Raw genomic sequence first — 15593 nt, forward strand, 5'->3', positions numbered from 1 at the left:
CGGTGCCGCCGGACGTTCCGGCGGCACCTCTCCCTGGGCCCGGCAGGGCCGGCAGCAGCGGTGAGTTCATGAGCACTGTGCCGATCGCATCCGACCGAGTTGCCGCACCGGCGCTGGCGCGCCGCCGCTCGAGCGCCATCGGCGCGCAGGGCAAGTGGCCGGTGCTGATCCTGTTCCTGCCGCCGGCGTTGCTGCTGTTCACCGTCTTCGTGTTCCTGCCGATGGGCGAGGCGGCTTGGTATTCGCTCTACAACTGGAACGGCTACAGCCTGCCCACGCAATGGGTTGGCCTCAAGAACTTCGAGTTGATCTTCAAGAACGCGGCCTTTCGCACGGCGCTGGTCAACAACGGGCTGATCATCGTCATCTCGATCTGCATCCAGGTGCCGCTGGCGATGTGGCTCGCCACCATGGTGACCAAGCCGATCCGCGGCGCCGTCGCCTTCCGGCTGATCTTCTTTTTGCCCTACATCCTGGCCGACGTGGCCGCCGGCCTGATCTGGCGCTTCGTCTATGACGGCCAGTTCGGGCTCGTCGGCAGCATCTGGCACGCCTTCGGCGTCGATGCACCGTTCTGGCTCGCCGACAAGAACACGGCGATGGCCGCCGTGCTGGGCGTGATCGTGTGGAAATATTTCGGCTTCCACATGATGCTGTTCATCGCCGGCCTGCAGGCCATCGACCGCGAGGTGCTGGAGGCGGCCGAGATCGACGGCGCCACCGGCTGGCAGAAATTCCGGCTCGTGACGCTGCCGATGCTCGGCTCGACCGTGCGCCTGTCGCTGTTCTTCGCCGTCGTCGGCTCGCTGCAACTGTTCGACATGATCATGCCGCTGACCGGCGCCGGGCCGCTCAACGCGACGCAGACTATGGTCACCTTCCTCTACACCTTCGGCGTGATGCGCATGCAGGTCGGGTTCGGCAGCGCCGTGGGCGTGGTGCTGTTCGTCATCTGCGTCACTCTCGCCTTCAGCTACCGCCGGATCTTCATGAGAAATGACTGAAGCGCTCGCCACCGACGATCTTGCCGCGCCGTCCCACCGGGCGGTGGAGTCCGGCCGCCGCGTCGGCGCCGCCACGCAGGCCTATCTTTACGTGTCGCTGCTGATCGTCGCCGCCATCGTCATCGTGCCGCTGGTCACCACGGCGCTGGGCGGCTTCAAGACGCTGGGCGACCTGCGCAGCAACGCCTTCGGCCTGCCGCACGACTGGATGTGGTCGAACTACTGGGACATCCTCACCGGCAACCGCTACTGGCGGCAGATGGGCAATTCGCTGATCATCGCGCTGCTGACCGTGGCGCTGACGATCGCCTGCGGCGCCATGGCCGCCTTCACCTTCGCGCATGTGAAGTTCTTCGGCTCGCGCATGCTGCTCAACTATTTCCTGCTCGGGCTGATGTTTCCGGCGGCGACGGCCATCCTGCCGCTGTTCATCCGCATCCGCGACCTCGGCCTGCTCGACACCTATTGGGGCGTGGTGCTGCCGCAGGTGGCGTTCGGGCTGGGCATGAGCATCCTGTTGTTCCGCAACTACTTTCGCGGCATGCCGTCGGAGCTGTTTGACGCCGCTTTCGTCGATGGCTGCGGCTATCTGCGGTTCTTCTGGTACGTGTCGCTGCCGCTGGCCCGGCCGATCGTGGCGACCGTGGGCATCCTGTCGTTCGTGGGCAGCTGGAACAGCTACATCCTGCCGCTGATCATGCTCAATTCGGAGTCTAAGTACCCGTGGCCGTTGGGAATTATGGTGTACAAGGGCGAGTTCATGACCGACTGGCAGTTGATCCTGGCGTTCATCACGCTGACCATCCTGCCCACCATCATCGTGTTCTTCCTGGCCCAGCGCCACATCATCGCCGGACTGACGGCGGGTGCCGTAAAGTCCTGATCTGACTGGCGCTTTCAGCCGATGCGGCGGCCGTCGGCGGCGAAGCGGTGGATGCTGCCGGGGTCGGCGTAGAGGGTGACCGCCTCGCCCTCGGCGAAGCCCGGGCGGCCGTGCATCTGCGCCACCACCATACGGTTTTGCCAGCGCACATGGATGTGGCTCTCCGCCCCCACCGGCTCGATCAGCGCGACCGTCGTTTCGAGCCGGATTGCCTGGGGATTGGCGGTGGTGGTGAGGCCGTCCGGCCGGATGCCGATGGTCTTGGCGCCGGGGGCGCCAGCCTGCACATGTGTCAGGTTATCGCTGGAAAGATCCGCGACATCGATGAAATTCATCGGCGGCGAGCCGATGAAGCCGGCGACGAACAGCGTCTGCGGCCGGTCGTAGAGCTCGGTCGGCGTGCCCACCTGCTCGATGTGCCCGGCGTTCATCACCACCAGCCGGTCGGCCAGCGTCATCGCTTCGAGCTGGTCGTGGGTGACGTAGACGCTGGTGGTCTTGAGCCGGCGCTGCAGGGTGCGGATCTCGACCCGCATCTGCCCGCGCAGCTTGGCGTCGAGATTGCTCAGCGGCTCGTCGAACAGGAACGCCTTGGGCTGCCGCACGATGGCGCGGCCCATGGCGACGCGCTGCCGCTGCCCGCCCGACAATTGCCGCGGCCGGCGGTCGAGGAACGGCGCGATCTCGAGGATGCGGGCGGCCTCGGCCACGCGGCTGTCGATCTCCGGCCGGGGCGTGCCGCGGTTCTTGAGCCCGTATTCGAGATTCTGCCGCACGCTCATATGCGGGTAGAGCGCATAGTTCTGGAACACCATCGCAATGTCGCGCTCGGCCGGCTCTTCCTTGTTGACCACCTTGCCGCCGATCGAGATCGTGCCGTCGGTGATGGTCTCGAGCCCGGCGATCATGCGCAGCAGCGTGGACTTGCCGCAGCCGGAGGGGCCGACCAGCACCACCAGCTCGCCGTCGCCGATGGCGAGGTCGACGCCTTCCACGGCGCGCACCGCCCCGGCATAGGTCTTTCCGACGCCCTTGAGTTCGATCGACGCCATGCGGCTTACTTCTCCGTTTCGACCAGGCCCTTGATGAACAGGCGCTGCATGAAGATGACGACCAGCACCGGCGGCACCAGCGCCAGCACCACCCCGGCCATCACCAGGTTCCATTGCGGATAGGAATCGGCCACCGCCGCCATGCGCTTGATGCCCATGACCACGGTGTAGTAGCGCGGATCGGTGGTCACCAGCAGCGGCCACAGATACTGGTTCCAGCCGAGCACGAACAGGATCACGAACAGCGCCGCCATGTTGGTGCGGCTGAGCGGCACCAGGATGTCCCAGAAGAACTTCATCGGCCCGGCGCTGTCGACGCGCGCCGCCTCGAGCAGTTCGTCGGGCACGGTGAGGAAGAACTGCCGGAACAGGAACGTCGCCGTCGCCGAGGCGATCAGCGGCATGATGAGGCCGCCATAGGAATTGAGCAGCCCCAGATCGGAGACGACCTTGAAGGTCGGCATGATGCGCACCTCGACCGGCAGCATCAGGGTGATGAAGATCAGCCAGAAGGCGAGGGCGCGGAACGGGAAGCGGAAATAGACGATGGCGAACGCCGAAAGGATCGAGATGGCGATCTTGCCGACGGCGACGCCGAGCGCCATCAGCAGCGAGTTGAGCATCATCGGCAGGAACGGCGGCGTGCCCGAGGTGGAGATGCCGGTGCCCAGCATGGTCGAATAATTGGCGATGGCCTGGTCGCCCGGCAGCATCGGGATCAGCCCCGACATGAAGTCGAACGCCCCGTGCGTCGAGGCGATCACCGCCAAATACACCGGGAACACCACGATCGCGACGCCCACGATCAGGATCAAATGGCAGATGAAATCCAGGATGGGGCGGTTCTCGACCATCAGTACTGCACCTGCCGTTCGACGAAGCGGAACTGCACCACCGTCAGGGCGATGACGATGATCATCAGCAGCGCCGACTGCGCCGCCGACGAGCCGAGGTTGAGGCCGATGAAGCCGTCCTCGTACACCTTGTAGACCAGAATATTGGTCGACTGCGCCGGCCCGCCCTGCGTGGTGGCGTCGATGATGCCGAAGGTGTCGAACATGGCATAGACGACGTTGATCACCAGCAGGAAGAAGGTGGTGGGCGACAGCAGCGGGAAGATGATGGTCCAGAAGCGCTTGAGCGGACCGGCGCCGTCGATCGCCGCGGCCTCCTTGAGCGAGGCGGGAATGGCCTGCAGGCCCGCGACGAAGAACAGGAAATTGTAGCTGACCTGCTTCCAGCTCGCCGCCAGCACGATGAGGATCATCGCGTCGGTGCTGTGCAGCGTGTGGTTCCAGTCATAGCCGGCCTTGCGGATGAGGAAGGCGAAGATGCCGATGGTGGGGTTGAACATGAACCACCACAGCACGCCGGCGACGGCCGGGGCGACGGCATAGGGCCACACGATCAGCGTGGTGTAGACGCGCGCCGAGCGGACCATCCGGTCGACGGCGAGGGCGAGGATCAGCGCCATGCCGATGGAGACGACGGCGGTGGCGATGGAGAACACCGCGGTGGCGCCCAGCGAGCCCACATAATGCGGGTCCTTGAACAGCCGCGTGTAATTGTCGAACCAGACGAAGGTCGTCTTCAGCCCGAACGGATCCTGCCGCTGGAACGACGACAGCAGCGTCTGGCCGGCCGGCCACAGGAAGAACACCACGGTCACCGCCATCTGCGGCAACAGCAGCATGTAGGGCAGCACCTTGTTGGGGAAGACGGTTCGCTTGCTCTGCATCGGTCACGGTACGGGCCCGGTCGATGCCGGGCCCGCCCCTTGTTTGGTTCGGCTTATTCGTTGGCCGACTGGAACTGCCGCAGCAGATCGTTGCCGCGCGACACGACGGCGTCGAGCGCCTGCTGCGGCGTCTTGCTGCCGCCCAGCATGGCCTCGAACTCCTGGTCGATCACGTCGCGGATCTGCACGTAATTGCCGAAGCGCAGGCCCTTCGAGTTTTCGGTCGGCGGGTTCAGATTGATCTGCTTGATGGCGATGTCGGAGCCGGGGTTCTTGTCGTAATAGCCCTGGCTCTTGGCGAGATCGTAGGCCGCCGTGGTGATCGGCAGATAGCCCGAGAACTCGTGCCAGTCGGCCTGCACGTCCGGCTTGGACAGGTAGGCGAGGAACGCGGCAACACCCTTGTATTCCTCGGGCGTGTGACCCTGCAGCACCCACAGCGTGGCGCCGCCGATGATCGAGTTCTGCGGCGCGCCCTTGACGTCGGAATAGTAGGGCAGCATGCCGAAGCCGACCTTGAAGTCCTTGGCGTTGAGCAGCACGCCGGCGCGCGACGCCGACGAGTTCATGTACATGGCGCATTCCTGCGAATAGAACTTCGGCGGCGCGTCATTGCCGCCTACCGGACCGCCATATTCGAAGATGCCGGCATCGGCCCATTTCTTCAGATTGGTCCAGTGCCTGACCATGAACGGGTTGTTGTAGCTCAACTCGGCATCGAGGCCGCCGAAGCCGTTCTGTTCGGTGCCGATCGGCACGTTGTGCCAGGCCGACATGTTTTCGGTCTGCACCCACGACACCCAGCCGGTGGTGAAGCCGCATTTGGCGGCGCCCGACGACATGATCTTGTTGGAATCGTCGATCAGCTCTTCCCAGGTCGCCGGCGCCTTTTCGGGGTCGAGCCCGGCCTTCTTGAACACGTCCTTGTTGTAATAGAGGATCGGCGTCGAGGAGTTGAACGGCATCGACAGCATGTTGCCTTCGGTGTCGGTATAATAGCCGACGACGGCCTGGAGATACGCCTTCGGATCGAAGGCCTGGCCGGTGTCCTTCATCAGCTGGTACACCGGATAGACGGCGCCCTTGGCCGCCATCATGGTGCCGGTGCCGACTTCGTAGACCTGCACGATGTCGGGCTGCTGGCCGGCCCGGAACGCCGCGATGGCGCCGGTCATGGCTTCGGGGTAGGTGCCCTTGAACACCGGCGTCACGTGATAGTCGCTCTGGCTCTTGTTGAAGCCGTCGACGATCGATTCCAGCTTGGTGCCGAGCTCGGCGCTCATGGCGTGCCAGAACGTGATTTCAGTCGCGGCGTAGGAAGCGGTCGATGTCAGGGCGGCGGCGGTCAGGCTTACAAGGCCTGCCACCAATGTTGTGCGAAGCATACTCAGGTCCTCCATCCGATTGCGGTCCGGGAGTTAGCCTCCCGTGGCCAAGTGTCATTGGCCCGAGCGGCCAGCTAGCATCTGCTGCTGACCGATCGGCGACGCTCCAATGACACTTTTGTGACAGATCGCGAGGCGTTGCAAAAGCGGTTTCTTTTGCCGCCCGCGGCATGTGGGAAATTCCAACGGAAGCGGCAAATTGAGAACAAATGTTCTCGGGCGGCGCCCGCGGGGGAGGGGCGGGGACAGCGCAAAGCATCCGCCGGCCGCGGCAGGTCCGCGCCCGGCGCCGTGTGGGTGTAGCGGCGTTTTAGAGCGGTCGGCCGTAACGGACCGTGGCGCGGCCCTCCCGGCGATCCCTCTGCTCCCTCCTCCCGGCGTTCCCCTCGGTTACGTCACATAGATCGGATTGCTGATGGCGCGGCGGATCGGCTGCGTCGCGAGGTCGTGGTCGGTGAGCCCCCAGGGCAGCGTGCCGTCGGGGAACTCCGCCCGAAACTCCTGCACCAGCCGCTCGCGGCTGGCCCGGGCGACGATCTCGGCGCGCACGAACCGCGCCGGGCTGTCGATGAGGCCGAAATCGCAGCGCCAGTCGTCGGCGTCGATCTCGCGCTCGGCGAACACGCCGCCGGCGTCGATCCAGGCCAGCGTGTCGCCCCTGGCGCCGCGCACGACGGCGTCCGCCGTGATCGGCCGGCGCACGGTGCTGCCCATCGGCTGGCCGTTGAGGGTGATCTCGAGATGCGGCCCGCTGGGGCTTTCGGTGACGTAGCCGCGCCCGGCCTTCATGGCGGCGAGCACATTGTCCTCCGACAGCGCCTCCAGCCACAGCACCGTGGTCGGCCGGGCCAGCACCAGCGGCCCTTCCGGCTGCAACGCCTCGGGCTGGTGGAAATCGCTGCCGCCGATGGCGCTGATGCGCAGGCCCGCCGCGAGGCGCTGCTGGTAGCGGCCGAGCGACACCCAGTTCCACGCCAGCCAGGTCGACTGCCACACCTCCATGCAGTCGATGCGCGGCAGCTCGTAGTCCCACGGGATGGTCGGCTTGTCGTGGTTGACCGACAGCAGCCCGCCGCGCTCGTGCACCAGCCGTTCCAGCACATGCGCGTCGGACGGCCGCCTCATGCGGAAATCGATCCAGTCGTCGACGCCGTAGACGTTGGCGTGGCCGACGGCGGTGGTCACCTCCATGCCGCGCACGAACACCAGGTCCGGCGACGACTGCGGGTGGAAATAGCGCCGCTGCGTCGTGGTGTTGTGGTCGGCGACGGCGAGGAAATCGAGCCCCGCCTGGGTCGCTGCGGCGTGCAGCACCTCCGGCGCGCCGCGCGCATCGGAGTGAAAGGTGTGGCAGTGCAGGTCGCCCTTGTACCAGCCGGGGCCTTTGCGCACGGGGAAGGTGCGCGCCGGCGGCGGGGCGAGGGCGCGCGCGGCGGCGTCGAGCCCGATGCTGACCTGCACGTCGGCGCCCTGCGGCGGGATCTTGTAGAGGCCGAGGATCACCTGCCAGCGGCCGGCCGGGATCGGCCCGTGCACATAGCCGGGCGTGGCGTCGTCGGTGGCGATGAAGAAGCGGTCGCGGGCGCCGCCCGACCAGCCGCGGAAGCTTGCGGGCGGGGCCGGGTAGTCGGTCATCCTGGAATCGAAGCAGCCGAGATCGACGACGCAATCGTCGGCATGCGGATAGGCCATGCGGACGTCGATCCGCGTGGTGCCTTCGGGCACGTCGAAGGGGATGTAGTAATACGGGTCGCGCGCCTGGTCGGCGGGCGTCAGGTGGACGGTGAGATTGGTGGTCATGGATGGGACCCGGTGGACTGCGGCCCCCACCCCCTACCCCTCCCCGCAAGGGGGAGGGGGGCGATGGAGCCGACGCGTCCGAGAGAGATGTCGATGTCAGCAAAGCGATTGCAGTCGGGCTCCCCTCCCCCTTGCGGGGAGGGGCTGGGGCTGGGGGCCAAAGGCACCGTGCCGGCGCCGATCACAACCCCGCCTCCCCGTCGCGGGGGATGCGCGTGCCGGCGCCGTCGAACAGCGTGACGTGCTCGGGGGCGAAGCCGAAGCGGACCGTCTCCCCGACCTCGACATGGTCGTCGGTGAAGATGCGGGCGGTGACGCGGCTGGCGTCCGGCCGCTCCATCGTCACCAGGCTTTCGGGGCCCATGTTCTCGTTGGCGAAGAGCTTGCCGCCGATGCTGTTGTCGGCCTCCTCGGTCACGCTCAGATGCTCGGGGCGGACGCCGAGGGTGAGCGTCGGGCCGGCGGCGAGCGCCGCCTTGAGGCCGGCCGACAGCGGCAGCGGCGCCAGCGTCACGCCGTCGGCGCTGAGCCGCACGCTGTCGCCCTCGGCGCGGGCCGTCACCGGCACCAGGTTCATCGGCGGGTTGCCGACGAAATTGGCGACGAACGTCGTCGCCGGCCGGCGGTAGATCTCGATCGGCGGGGCGTATTGCACGATGCGGCCGCGGTCCATCACCGCGATGCGGGTGGCGAGCGCCATGGCCTCGGCCTGATCGTGCGTCACGTAGATGGCGGTCATCCCCATGTCGCGCTGCAGATGGTTGAGGAAGCCGCGCGCCTCGAGCCTCAGCTTGGCGTCGAGGTTCGAGAGCGGCTCGTCGAACAGGTAGACGCGGCTCGGATAGACCAGCGCGCGGGCGAGCGAGGTGCGCTGCTGCTGGCCGCCCGAGATCTGGCTCGGCAGCCGGCTGAGCAGGTCGCCGATCTTCAGCACGCCGGCGACCTCTTGCGCCCGGGCGTGGCGCTTTTCCTGGCTCTCGCCGCGCACCTTCAGCGGATAGGCGATGTTGTCGGCGATGTTCATGTGCGGGTAGAGCGCATAGTCTTGGAACACCATCGAGATCTGGCGGTCCTTGGGATGCAGGCCGGTGACGTCGTCGCCGCCGATCAGGATCTGGCCGGAGCTGGGCGTCTCGAGCCCGGCGATCATGCGCAGCGACGTGGTCTTGCCGCAGCCCGAGGGGCCGAGCAGGCAGACGAATTCGCCATCGCCGATGCTCAGGTCGACGTGATCGACCGCGGTGAAGCTGCCGAAGCTTTTGGTGACGGAGCGGAACTCGACGGACGCCATGGAATCCTATGCCTTGATGCCGCCGAAGAAGCGGAAGCCGAAGCGCCAGCTCACGAAGAGGTAGAGCGCGATGACGGGGAGCGAATAGATCAGCGAATAGGCGGCGAGCAGCGTCACGATCGGCGTGCCGGCCTCGGAGTAGAACGAATAGATGGCGACCGAGGCCGGCATCTGCTCGGACGAACGCAGCAGGATGAACGGGATCAGGAAGCCGCCCCAGACGTTGACGAAGGCCCACACCACGACGACGACGATGCCCGGCCGGATCACCGGCAGCGCCACGTCGAAGAACGCCTGCACCGGCGAGGCGCCGGCGACCATGGCGCTTTCCTCGTAGCTCTTGGGGATGCCGTCGATGAAATCGCGCAGGATGAACATCGCGGTGGGCAATAGCCCGCCGGCGAACACCAGGATCACCGCCACCTGCGTGTCGATCAGCCCCAGCGCCGAGACGATGAGGAAGATCGGCACCATCGCCGCCGAGCCCGACACCACCGACGAGAACAGCAGCAGGATGTAGGTCACCGCGCCCTTGCCGGGGATGCTCGAGCGGCTGAGCGCATAGGCGGCGAGCGTTGCCGCGATGCCGACCACGATCACCGCGCCGACGCCTTCGATCAGGCTGTTGAGCAGCGCGTGGATGGCCAGCGAATTGCCGAACACCGTCTCGAAATTGGAGAAGGTGAACGGATCGGGCAGCGCCAGCCCCATCTCGGCCCGGGCGTTGAACGGCGCGAAGATGAACCAGATCAGCGGCAGCGCGAACAGCGCCCCCAGAATCGCGGCGAAGGCCGAGAAGCCGACACGCGACAGGAATTGCGGCGTGGTGAGCTTCATGACGCCGCCGCCTCGCGCTCGGCCTTCGAGCGCCGCCGCCCGATGCTGAGATAGATCAGCGCCAGCACCAGATTGATCAGCATGATGATGACGCCCACCGCCGAGCCCTGGCCGAACTCGAAATCCTTGAAGGCGACGCGGTAGTTGTAGATCGACAGCAGCTCCGTCCGGTACGCCGGCCCGCCATGCGTCAGCAGGAACGGCGTGAACACGTTGAACGTCCACATGGTGATGAGGATGAGGTCGGTCACCACATGGCCGCGGATCAGCGGCAGCGCGATGTCGCGGAACTTCTGGAACGAGCTGGCGCCGGCGACGTCGGCCGCCTGGAAATAGCTCGGCGGGATCGACGAGAAGGCCGAGTTGAACAGCATCATCGAGAAGGCGGCGCCGCGCCAGGTGTTGAAGATGACGATGACCCAGAACGGCTGCTGCAGCAGGAAGTCGCCGCGCGGCAGGCCGAGCGCGGTCAGGATCATGTTGAGCGTGCCGTTGTCGTAGTCGAGGAAGGCGAACCAGGCGAAGCCGATCACCACCTCGGGCAGGATCCAGGCGCCGATCACCGCCGCCTCGACGGCGCGCTTGAGGGCAGGGGGGATGGCCTGCATCAGCCAGGCCAGCAGCAGCCCGAGCAGCGCCTGCCCGATCAGCGCCGACAGCAGCACGAACTGCGTGGTGATGATCAGCGACGAGCCGAACTGGCCGCGGGTGAAGAAGGTCGAGGGGTTGAACAGCCGGATGTAGTTCTGCAGCCCGACGAAATCGGGATGCACGGCAGTGACGCCGAGCAGGGTGCGGTTGGTGAACGACACCACGATCACCCAGAAGAACGGCAGCAGCACGAACACCGCGACCAGCAGACCGGCCGGGGTCAGGAACAGCGCAGCCGCGCGGCGGGAGAGAAGCGAGAACTGCTTCACCGGCGTGTCACCTTGGGGCACGAAGGGTGCGGGCCGCCTGGGTCCGGGAGAACCCGAGCGGCCCGCGGGAGGAACTCAGAGCGAGACCGTGTTGGCTTCGCCGACGATCCCCGTGACGGTGGTCTTGTACTGGGCCATCGCATCTTCCGGCGACATCTCGCCGGACACGACCGCTTCGGTCATGCGCTGGATGGCTTCCGAGACCTTGTTGTAGTTCGGATCGTTCGGCCGGGCCGTGGTGAGCGGCAGGAGCGTCGCGGACGTGGTGGTGAGGAACGGATTGTTCGGCACCGGCACGTCGTCACGCGCCTTGATGCCCGGCTGGAACGTCTGCTGCGCGTCGAGCTGGTCCTTCGAGTTCATGAAGGCGAGCAGCGCCCAGGCCTCTGCCGGGTTCTTGGTGTGCGGGTTGAGCACATAGCCCGTGCCGCCCGAGATGGTGACGAAGTCCTGGCCGTTGACGCCGGCGCCGGGCTTTTCGGCGGGCATCTTGGCCCAGCCCATGACGGTGTCGCGATCCTTGACCGCGAACTCGCTCTTGGGCGCGGTCACCGAACGGTAGAACCAGTCGCCCTCGACCAAGAGGCCGGTCTTGCCGTCGCGGAAATTGGCAAAGCTCTGGTTGCGGCCGTCGGCGAGGAGCTGCGCGCGCTGGTCGCCGAGCTTTTCGTCGACATAGATGGTCTTGTAGAGCTTGAGCGTGTCGAGGATGCCCGGGCTCGACACGATCCATTTGCCGTCCTTGTCGCGCAGCGACTCGCCGGTGCCCAGGATCGCCATGTAGTAGCCCTGCATGGTGGTGGCCTCGCCCATGGCGACGCCGGCATCGAGCTGCAGCGGGAACTCGACGCCCGCCTTCTTGAGGGCGCGCGCCGCGTCGAGCAGCTCGGCCCACGATTTCGGCTGGAAGCTGTCGCCGTCGATCCCGGCCTTCTTCAGCAAATCCTTGCGGGTGAAGATCATGCGCACGTCGGTGCCGCCGGGCACGCCGTAGATCTTGCCCTTGTACGACATGATCGCCTTGATGCCGTCGGAGATGTGGCTCCAGCCGTCCCATTTGTCGACGTCGGGGCCGGCCACCTCGTCGAGCGGCTTCAGCAGGCCGCCCTCGGCGAAGCTCGGGATCAAGAAGCCGTCGAAGCCGGCGACGTCGGGGCCGGCGCCGGTCGAGAAGTCGAGCGCCTGCTGCTGGGTGAGCTGGGCGTCCTCGCCCGCGAACTGGTTGAGGGTGACCTTCACGTCCTTGCCTTCGGCCTTCATCTTGTCGGTGAAGGCCGGGATGACGCTCTTGGTGATCCATTCGGCGCCGGCGCTGTTCACCCCGCCGATGACGCACCGGCAGGTGATCGTCAGGTCGACGGCGTAGGCCGGGATGGCCGTCGCGACCACGGCCGCGAGGCCCAGATACAATGCACGCAGACGATTGCTCATGTGATGTCCTCCCGTAGGGCGCCGCTTCGGCGCCGGATTGGCGATCGCCGGGGCCACCTCTCCCCTGATGCGACTGCGGCCGTCAGAATGAACACGCGTTCAATTTCCGTCAAGCCGTAGAACGGGCATTTCGATTTTTGCCTGTTCAGAGTCGCAGTAGAACAGATGTTCCGAGCCGATCAGTGCTCAGTTTGCACTGACAGATCAGATGCTTACGCAAGATGTCGCGCTGACAAGCTTGACAGTGTCCCGCGGCGCGCCGCAGATTGAACATGAACACGATTGCAATTGCGTGACAGCGGGCGAACGGATTGACCAAAGAGCGTCCACGCGGCTCCCGGCGGGCCACAGCCGACATGGTGGCCCGCACCGCCAACGTCTCGCGCGTCGCCGTGTCGCGTGCCTTCAACCCGCACGCCTCGATCAAGCCGGCCAAGCGCGACATGATCCTGCGCGTGGCGCAGGAGCTGAACTACACCCCCGACCGCGCCGCCCGCTCGATGGTCACCGGCCGCTCGCATCTGGTCGGCGTCATCGTGCCCGACGTGTGCAGCCCGTGGGAGAGCCAGGAGATCGACGCGCTGACCACGGCGCTGCAGGCCGAGGGCTTCGCCACGCTGCTGTTCAAGACCCGCATCGACCTCAGCATGGACGAGACGCTGCTCACCTACATGAAGGGCTACAACCCGGATTCGGTGATCGCCTTCACCGAGAACGTCCGCCCGCAGATCCTGAGCCGCGTGCTCGACCGCGCCGTGCCGATCTACGTGGTCTATGGCGACGACGACGGCGCCGGCGATGCCCCCGGCGGACCGCTCACCGATCGCCTCAGGGTGGTGCAGCGCACCGGCATCGAGCAGGCGGTGGCGCTGATGCAGGGCTATGGCGCGCGCCGCATCGCCTTCCTGTCGGGCGTGCGGCAATCGCTGGCGACGGTGGAGCGCGAAAAGCTGGTGCGGCGCGTGCTCGCCGAGCGCGGCCTGCCGCCGCCGGTGCTGATGGCCGGCGACTATACCTACGATACCGCCTATCGCGAGACGCTCAGCCTGTTCCGCGTGCAGGGCGGCGTCGATGCGGTGTTCGCCGCCAACGACGTCGGCGCCTTCGGCGTCATGGATGCGCTGCGCCACGAGCTCGGCCGCCGCGTGCCCGAGGACGTGCAGGTGGTGGGCTTCGACGACATCCTGCAGGCGCACTGGAAGAGCTACAACCTCACCACCGTCAAGATCGACCTGATCGAGCGCGTGCAGGCCTTCGTGCGGCTGATCCTCGCGCGCCTGCGCAACCCGGGCCAGCCGGCGCTGACCGAAACCATCGTCACGCGGCTGGTCGTGCGCGGCACCGTAGGATGACATGAGCGCCCGCCGTATACACCTCGTCTTCAAGACCCATCTCGACATCGGCTTCACCGACCACGCGGCGCGGGTGCGGGCGCAATACCACCAGCGCTTCATTCCGCAGGCGATCGACACCGGCGAGCATTTCCTTGCCGAGAACCCGGCCGATCCGGCCTTCGCGTGGACCACCGGCGCCTGGCTGATCTGGGACCACCTGGCGACGCAGGACGCCGACAAGGTCAAGCGGCTCGAGCGCGCCATCGAGCGCGGCCTGATCCGCTGGCACGCGCTGCCCTTCACCACCCATTCCGAGCTGATGTCGCCGGACCTGTTTCGCGCCGGGCTGTCCTACGCGCAGCAACTGGATCGGCGTTTCGGTGTCGCCACCAGCGCCGCCAAGATGACCGACGTGCCGGGCCACACGCTCGGCATCGTGCCGCTGCTGGCCGAGGCCGGGGTGCGCTTCCTGCATCTGGGCGTCAACGCCGCCTCGCCGGTGCCCGACGTGCCCGAGCTGTTCCGCTGGCGCGCGCCGGACGGGACGGAGGTGGTGGTGATGTACCAGCCTTCCTATGGCGCGACGCATTTTCCCGCCGGCTTCGACGACGGCATCGGCTTTGCCCACACCAGCGACAATATGGGGCCGCAAAGCGTGCCGCAGGTGGCCGAGATCCATCGCGAACTGCGGCACGCGCAGCCCGGCGCCGCGGTGCACGCCTCGACGCTGGACGAGTATGGCGAGATCGTCTGGGCCCGGCGCGCCCATCTGCCGGTGGTCGAGACCGAGATCGGCGACAGCTGGATCTACGGCTCGGCCTCCGATCCCGGCAAGACCCGCCGCTTCCTGGCGCTGCAGCGGCTCTACGACGAGCTGGCCGCCGACCGCCTGACGCCGGCCCGCCAGGCCTTCGGCCGCGGCCTCGCGCTGGTGGCCGAGCACACCTGCGGCGTCGACATCAAATCCTATTTGCGCGACGAGACGGCGTGGGACCGTCCGGCCTTCGAGGCGCTGCGCCGCCGCGACTACCGCTTCGCCTATACCGAGGCGTCGTGGGCCGAGCAGCGCGCCTATCTCGATGCCGCAACGGCGGCGCTGGAGCCGGCCGACCGCGCCCGCGCCGACGCGGCGACGGCGGCGCTGGCGGCGGCGCCGATCGACGCGCCCGGCGGCTGGCGCATCGAAATCGATCCGGCGAGCGGCGACATCGCGTCGGTCACCAGCCCATCGGGCACGCGGCTCGCCGGCGTTGGCGGGAGCCTGTTCGGCTATCGCTACGAGAGCTACGACGCCGGCGACGTCGACATGTGGATGGACGGCTACCTCACCACGCGACCGGACTGGGCCATCCTCGATCACGGCAAGCCCGGGCTCGACCACGCCGCAACGGCAATGTCGCGCGCCTATGCGACGACGATGGAGAACGGCGTTCGGGTCGTCGACGCCGAGGCCCATGCGAGGCTGGGAGCGCCGGCGCGGATCGAGTTCGCCTGCCGCGGCATCGACGAGACGACGCTCGAGATCGCCGTCACCCTCATCGACAAGCCGGCCAATCGCATGCCGGAGGCGAGCTTTTTCACCTTTACGCCGGAAGGCGAGGGGGCGTGGCAGGTGCTGAAGACCGGGCTGTGGCTCGATCCCGCCACGAGCGCGCCGCGCGGCGGCGGGCAGCTGCAGGCGGTGGCGGCGGTGCGGCGCGGCAGTCTCGAGCTCCGGCCGCTCGACACGCCGCTGGCGGCGCCGGCGGAGGCGGCGTTCATGGCGTTCCACCCGCAGCCGCCGTCATGGTCGGGCGGGCTGCGCTTCAACCTCCACAACAACAAATGGGGCACCAATTTCCCCATGTGGTGGGGCGCCGAACGCTTCACCGCCCGCTTCCGGCTGACGCTGCGCTAGACTCAACCATGGCGGCGATTG

13 protein-coding genes are annotated in these 15593 nt (G+C 66.9%); 4 read left to right on the forward strand and 9 right to left on the reverse strand.

What is annotated here, in order from left to right; genetic code table 11:
* The first annotated feature begins 68 nt into the window (after positions 1–68).
* Together BGO82_RS04055 and BGO82_RS04060 are read left to right on the forward strand one after the other, a co-directional pair.
* Complete coding sequence (locus tag BGO82_RS04055) at positions 69–1004, forward strand: sugar ABC transporter permease (RefSeq protein WP_291304268.1); 936 nt, start codon at positions 69–71, stop codon at positions 1002–1004.
* Entirely contained in the window at positions 997–1887 is an 891-nt protein-coding gene (locus BGO82_RS04060) for a carbohydrate ABC transporter permease (protein ID WP_291304269.1), read from the forward strand. Before BGO82_RS04055 ends, BGO82_RS04060 begins: the two co-directional genes overlap by 8 nt.
* A 14-nt stretch (positions 1888–1901) precedes the next feature.
* Here BGO82_RS04060 and BGO82_RS04065 read toward each other — a convergent pair whose 3' ends face one another.
* The 9 genes from BGO82_RS04065 to BGO82_RS04105 all read right to left on the reverse strand — a co-directional run bounded on the left by BGO82_RS04065 (position 1902) and on the right by BGO82_RS04105 (position 12341).
* A complete protein-coding gene (locus BGO82_RS04065; RefSeq protein ID WP_291304270.1) occupies positions 1902–2939 on the reverse strand; it encodes a sn-glycerol-3-phosphate import ATP-binding protein UgpC in 1038 nt (345 codons plus the stop codon).
* A 5-nt stretch (positions 2940–2944) separates the two neighbouring features.
* A complete protein-coding gene (gene ugpE, locus BGO82_RS04070; protein ID WP_291304271.1) occupies positions 2945–3793 on the reverse strand; it encodes a sn-glycerol-3-phosphate ABC transporter permease UgpE in 849 nt (282 codons plus the stop codon).
* Positions 3793–4677: a sn-glycerol-3-phosphate ABC transporter permease UgpA gene (gene ugpA / locus BGO82_RS04075; protein ID WP_291304272.1), complete on the reverse strand. Its 885-nt coding sequence runs from the start codon at positions 4675–4677 to the stop codon at positions 3793–3795. Before ugpA ends, ugpE begins: the two co-directional genes overlap by 1 nt.
* Positions 4678–4730: 53 nt before the next feature.
* A complete protein-coding gene (gene ugpB / locus BGO82_RS04080; RefSeq protein ID WP_291304273.1) occupies positions 4731–6062 on the reverse strand; it encodes a sn-glycerol-3-phosphate ABC transporter substrate-binding protein UgpB in 1332 nt (443 codons plus the stop codon).
* A gap of 390 nt (positions 6063–6452) precedes the next feature.
* Positions 6453–7862 (reverse strand): CehA/McbA family metallohydrolase, encoded by a 1410-nt coding sequence (locus BGO82_RS04085; RefSeq protein WP_291304274.1) that lies wholly within the window; start codon positions 7860–7862, stop codon positions 6453–6455.
* 181 nt (positions 7863–8043) lie between these two features.
* On the reverse strand, positions 8044–9153 hold the full coding sequence (locus BGO82_RS04090; protein WP_291304275.1) for an ABC transporter ATP-binding protein: 1110 nt from the start codon (positions 9151–9153) through the stop codon (positions 8044–8046).
* A gap of 6 nt (positions 9154–9159) precedes the next feature.
* Positions 9160–9990 (reverse strand): carbohydrate ABC transporter permease, encoded by an 831-nt coding sequence (locus BGO82_RS04095; protein WP_291304276.1) that lies wholly within the window; start codon positions 9988–9990, stop codon positions 9160–9162.
* Positions 9987–10910 (reverse strand): sugar ABC transporter permease, encoded by a 924-nt coding sequence (locus BGO82_RS04100; RefSeq protein WP_291304277.1) that lies wholly within the window; start codon positions 10908–10910, stop codon positions 9987–9989. The genes BGO82_RS04095 and BGO82_RS04100 overlap by 4 nt, the downstream gene beginning before the upstream one ends.
* A gap of 75 nt (positions 10911–10985) precedes the next feature.
* A complete protein-coding gene (locus BGO82_RS04105) occupies positions 10986–12341 on the reverse strand; it encodes an extracellular solute-binding protein (RefSeq protein ID WP_291304278.1) in 1356 nt (451 codons plus the stop codon).
* 356 nt (positions 12342–12697) lie between these two features.
* On the opposite strand from BGO82_RS04105, the gene BGO82_RS04110 reads away from it, so the two are divergent.
* Positions 12698–13693 (forward strand): LacI family DNA-binding transcriptional regulator, encoded by a 996-nt coding sequence (locus BGO82_RS04110; protein ID WP_291304279.1) that lies wholly within the window; start codon positions 12698–12700, stop codon positions 13691–13693.
* Between the two features lies 1 nt (position 13694).
* On the forward strand, positions 13695–15572 hold the full coding sequence (locus BGO82_RS04115; protein WP_291304280.1) for a DUF5054 domain-containing protein: 1878 nt from the start codon (positions 13695–13697) through the stop codon (positions 15570–15572).
* Positions 15573–15593: the final 21 nt, after the last annotated feature.

The sequence above is a fragment of the Devosia sp. 67-54 genome (genome assembly GCF_001899075.1).
Classification (GTDB): Bacteria; Pseudomonadota; Alphaproteobacteria; order Rhizobiales; family Devosiaceae; genus Devosia_A.

Bases quoted from the DNA above. Each gene is read 5' to 3' on its own strand.
- BGO82_RS04055 (WP_291304268.1), top strand. From the start codon at position 69: ATGAGCACTGTGCCGATCGCATCCGACCGAGTTGCCGCACCGGCGCTG.
- BGO82_RS04060 (WP_291304269.1), top strand. From the start codon at position 997: ATGACTGAAGCGCTCGCCACCGACGATCTTGCCGCGCCGTCCCACCGG.
- BGO82_RS04065 (WP_291304270.1), bottom strand. From the start codon at position 2,939: ATGGCGTCGATCGAACTCAAGGGCGTCGGAAAGACCTATGCCGGGGCG.
- ugpE (WP_291304271.1), bottom strand. From the start codon at position 3,793: ATGGTCGAGAACCGCCCCATCCTGGATTTCATCTGCCATTTGATCCTG.
- ugpA (WP_291304272.1), bottom strand. From the start codon at position 4,677: ATGCAGAGCAAGCGAACCGTCTTCCCCAACAAGGTGCTGCCCTACATG.
- ugpB (WP_291304273.1), bottom strand. From the start codon at position 6,062: ATGCTTCGCACAACATTGGTGGCAGGCCTTGTAAGCCTGACCGCCGCC.
- BGO82_RS04085 (WP_291304274.1), bottom strand. From the start codon at position 7,862: ATGACCACCAATCTCACCGTCCACCTGACGCCCGCCGACCAGGCGCGC.
- BGO82_RS04090 (WP_291304275.1), bottom strand. From the start codon at position 9,153: ATGGCGTCCGTCGAGTTCCGCTCCGTCACCAAAAGCTTCGGCAGCTTC.
- BGO82_RS04095 (WP_291304276.1), bottom strand. From the start codon at position 9,990: ATGAAGCTCACCACGCCGCAATTCCTGTCGCGTGTCGGCTTCTCGGCC.
- BGO82_RS04105 (WP_291304278.1), bottom strand. From the start codon at position 12,341: ATGAGCAATCGTCTGCGTGCATTGTATCTGGGCCTCGCGGCCGTGGTC.
- BGO82_RS04110 (WP_291304279.1), top strand. From the start codon at position 12,698: ATGGTGGCCCGCACCGCCAACGTCTCGCGCGTCGCCGTGTCGCGTGCC.
- BGO82_RS04115 (WP_291304280.1), top strand. From the start codon at position 13,695: ATGAGCGCCCGCCGTATACACCTCGTCTTCAAGACCCATCTCGACATC.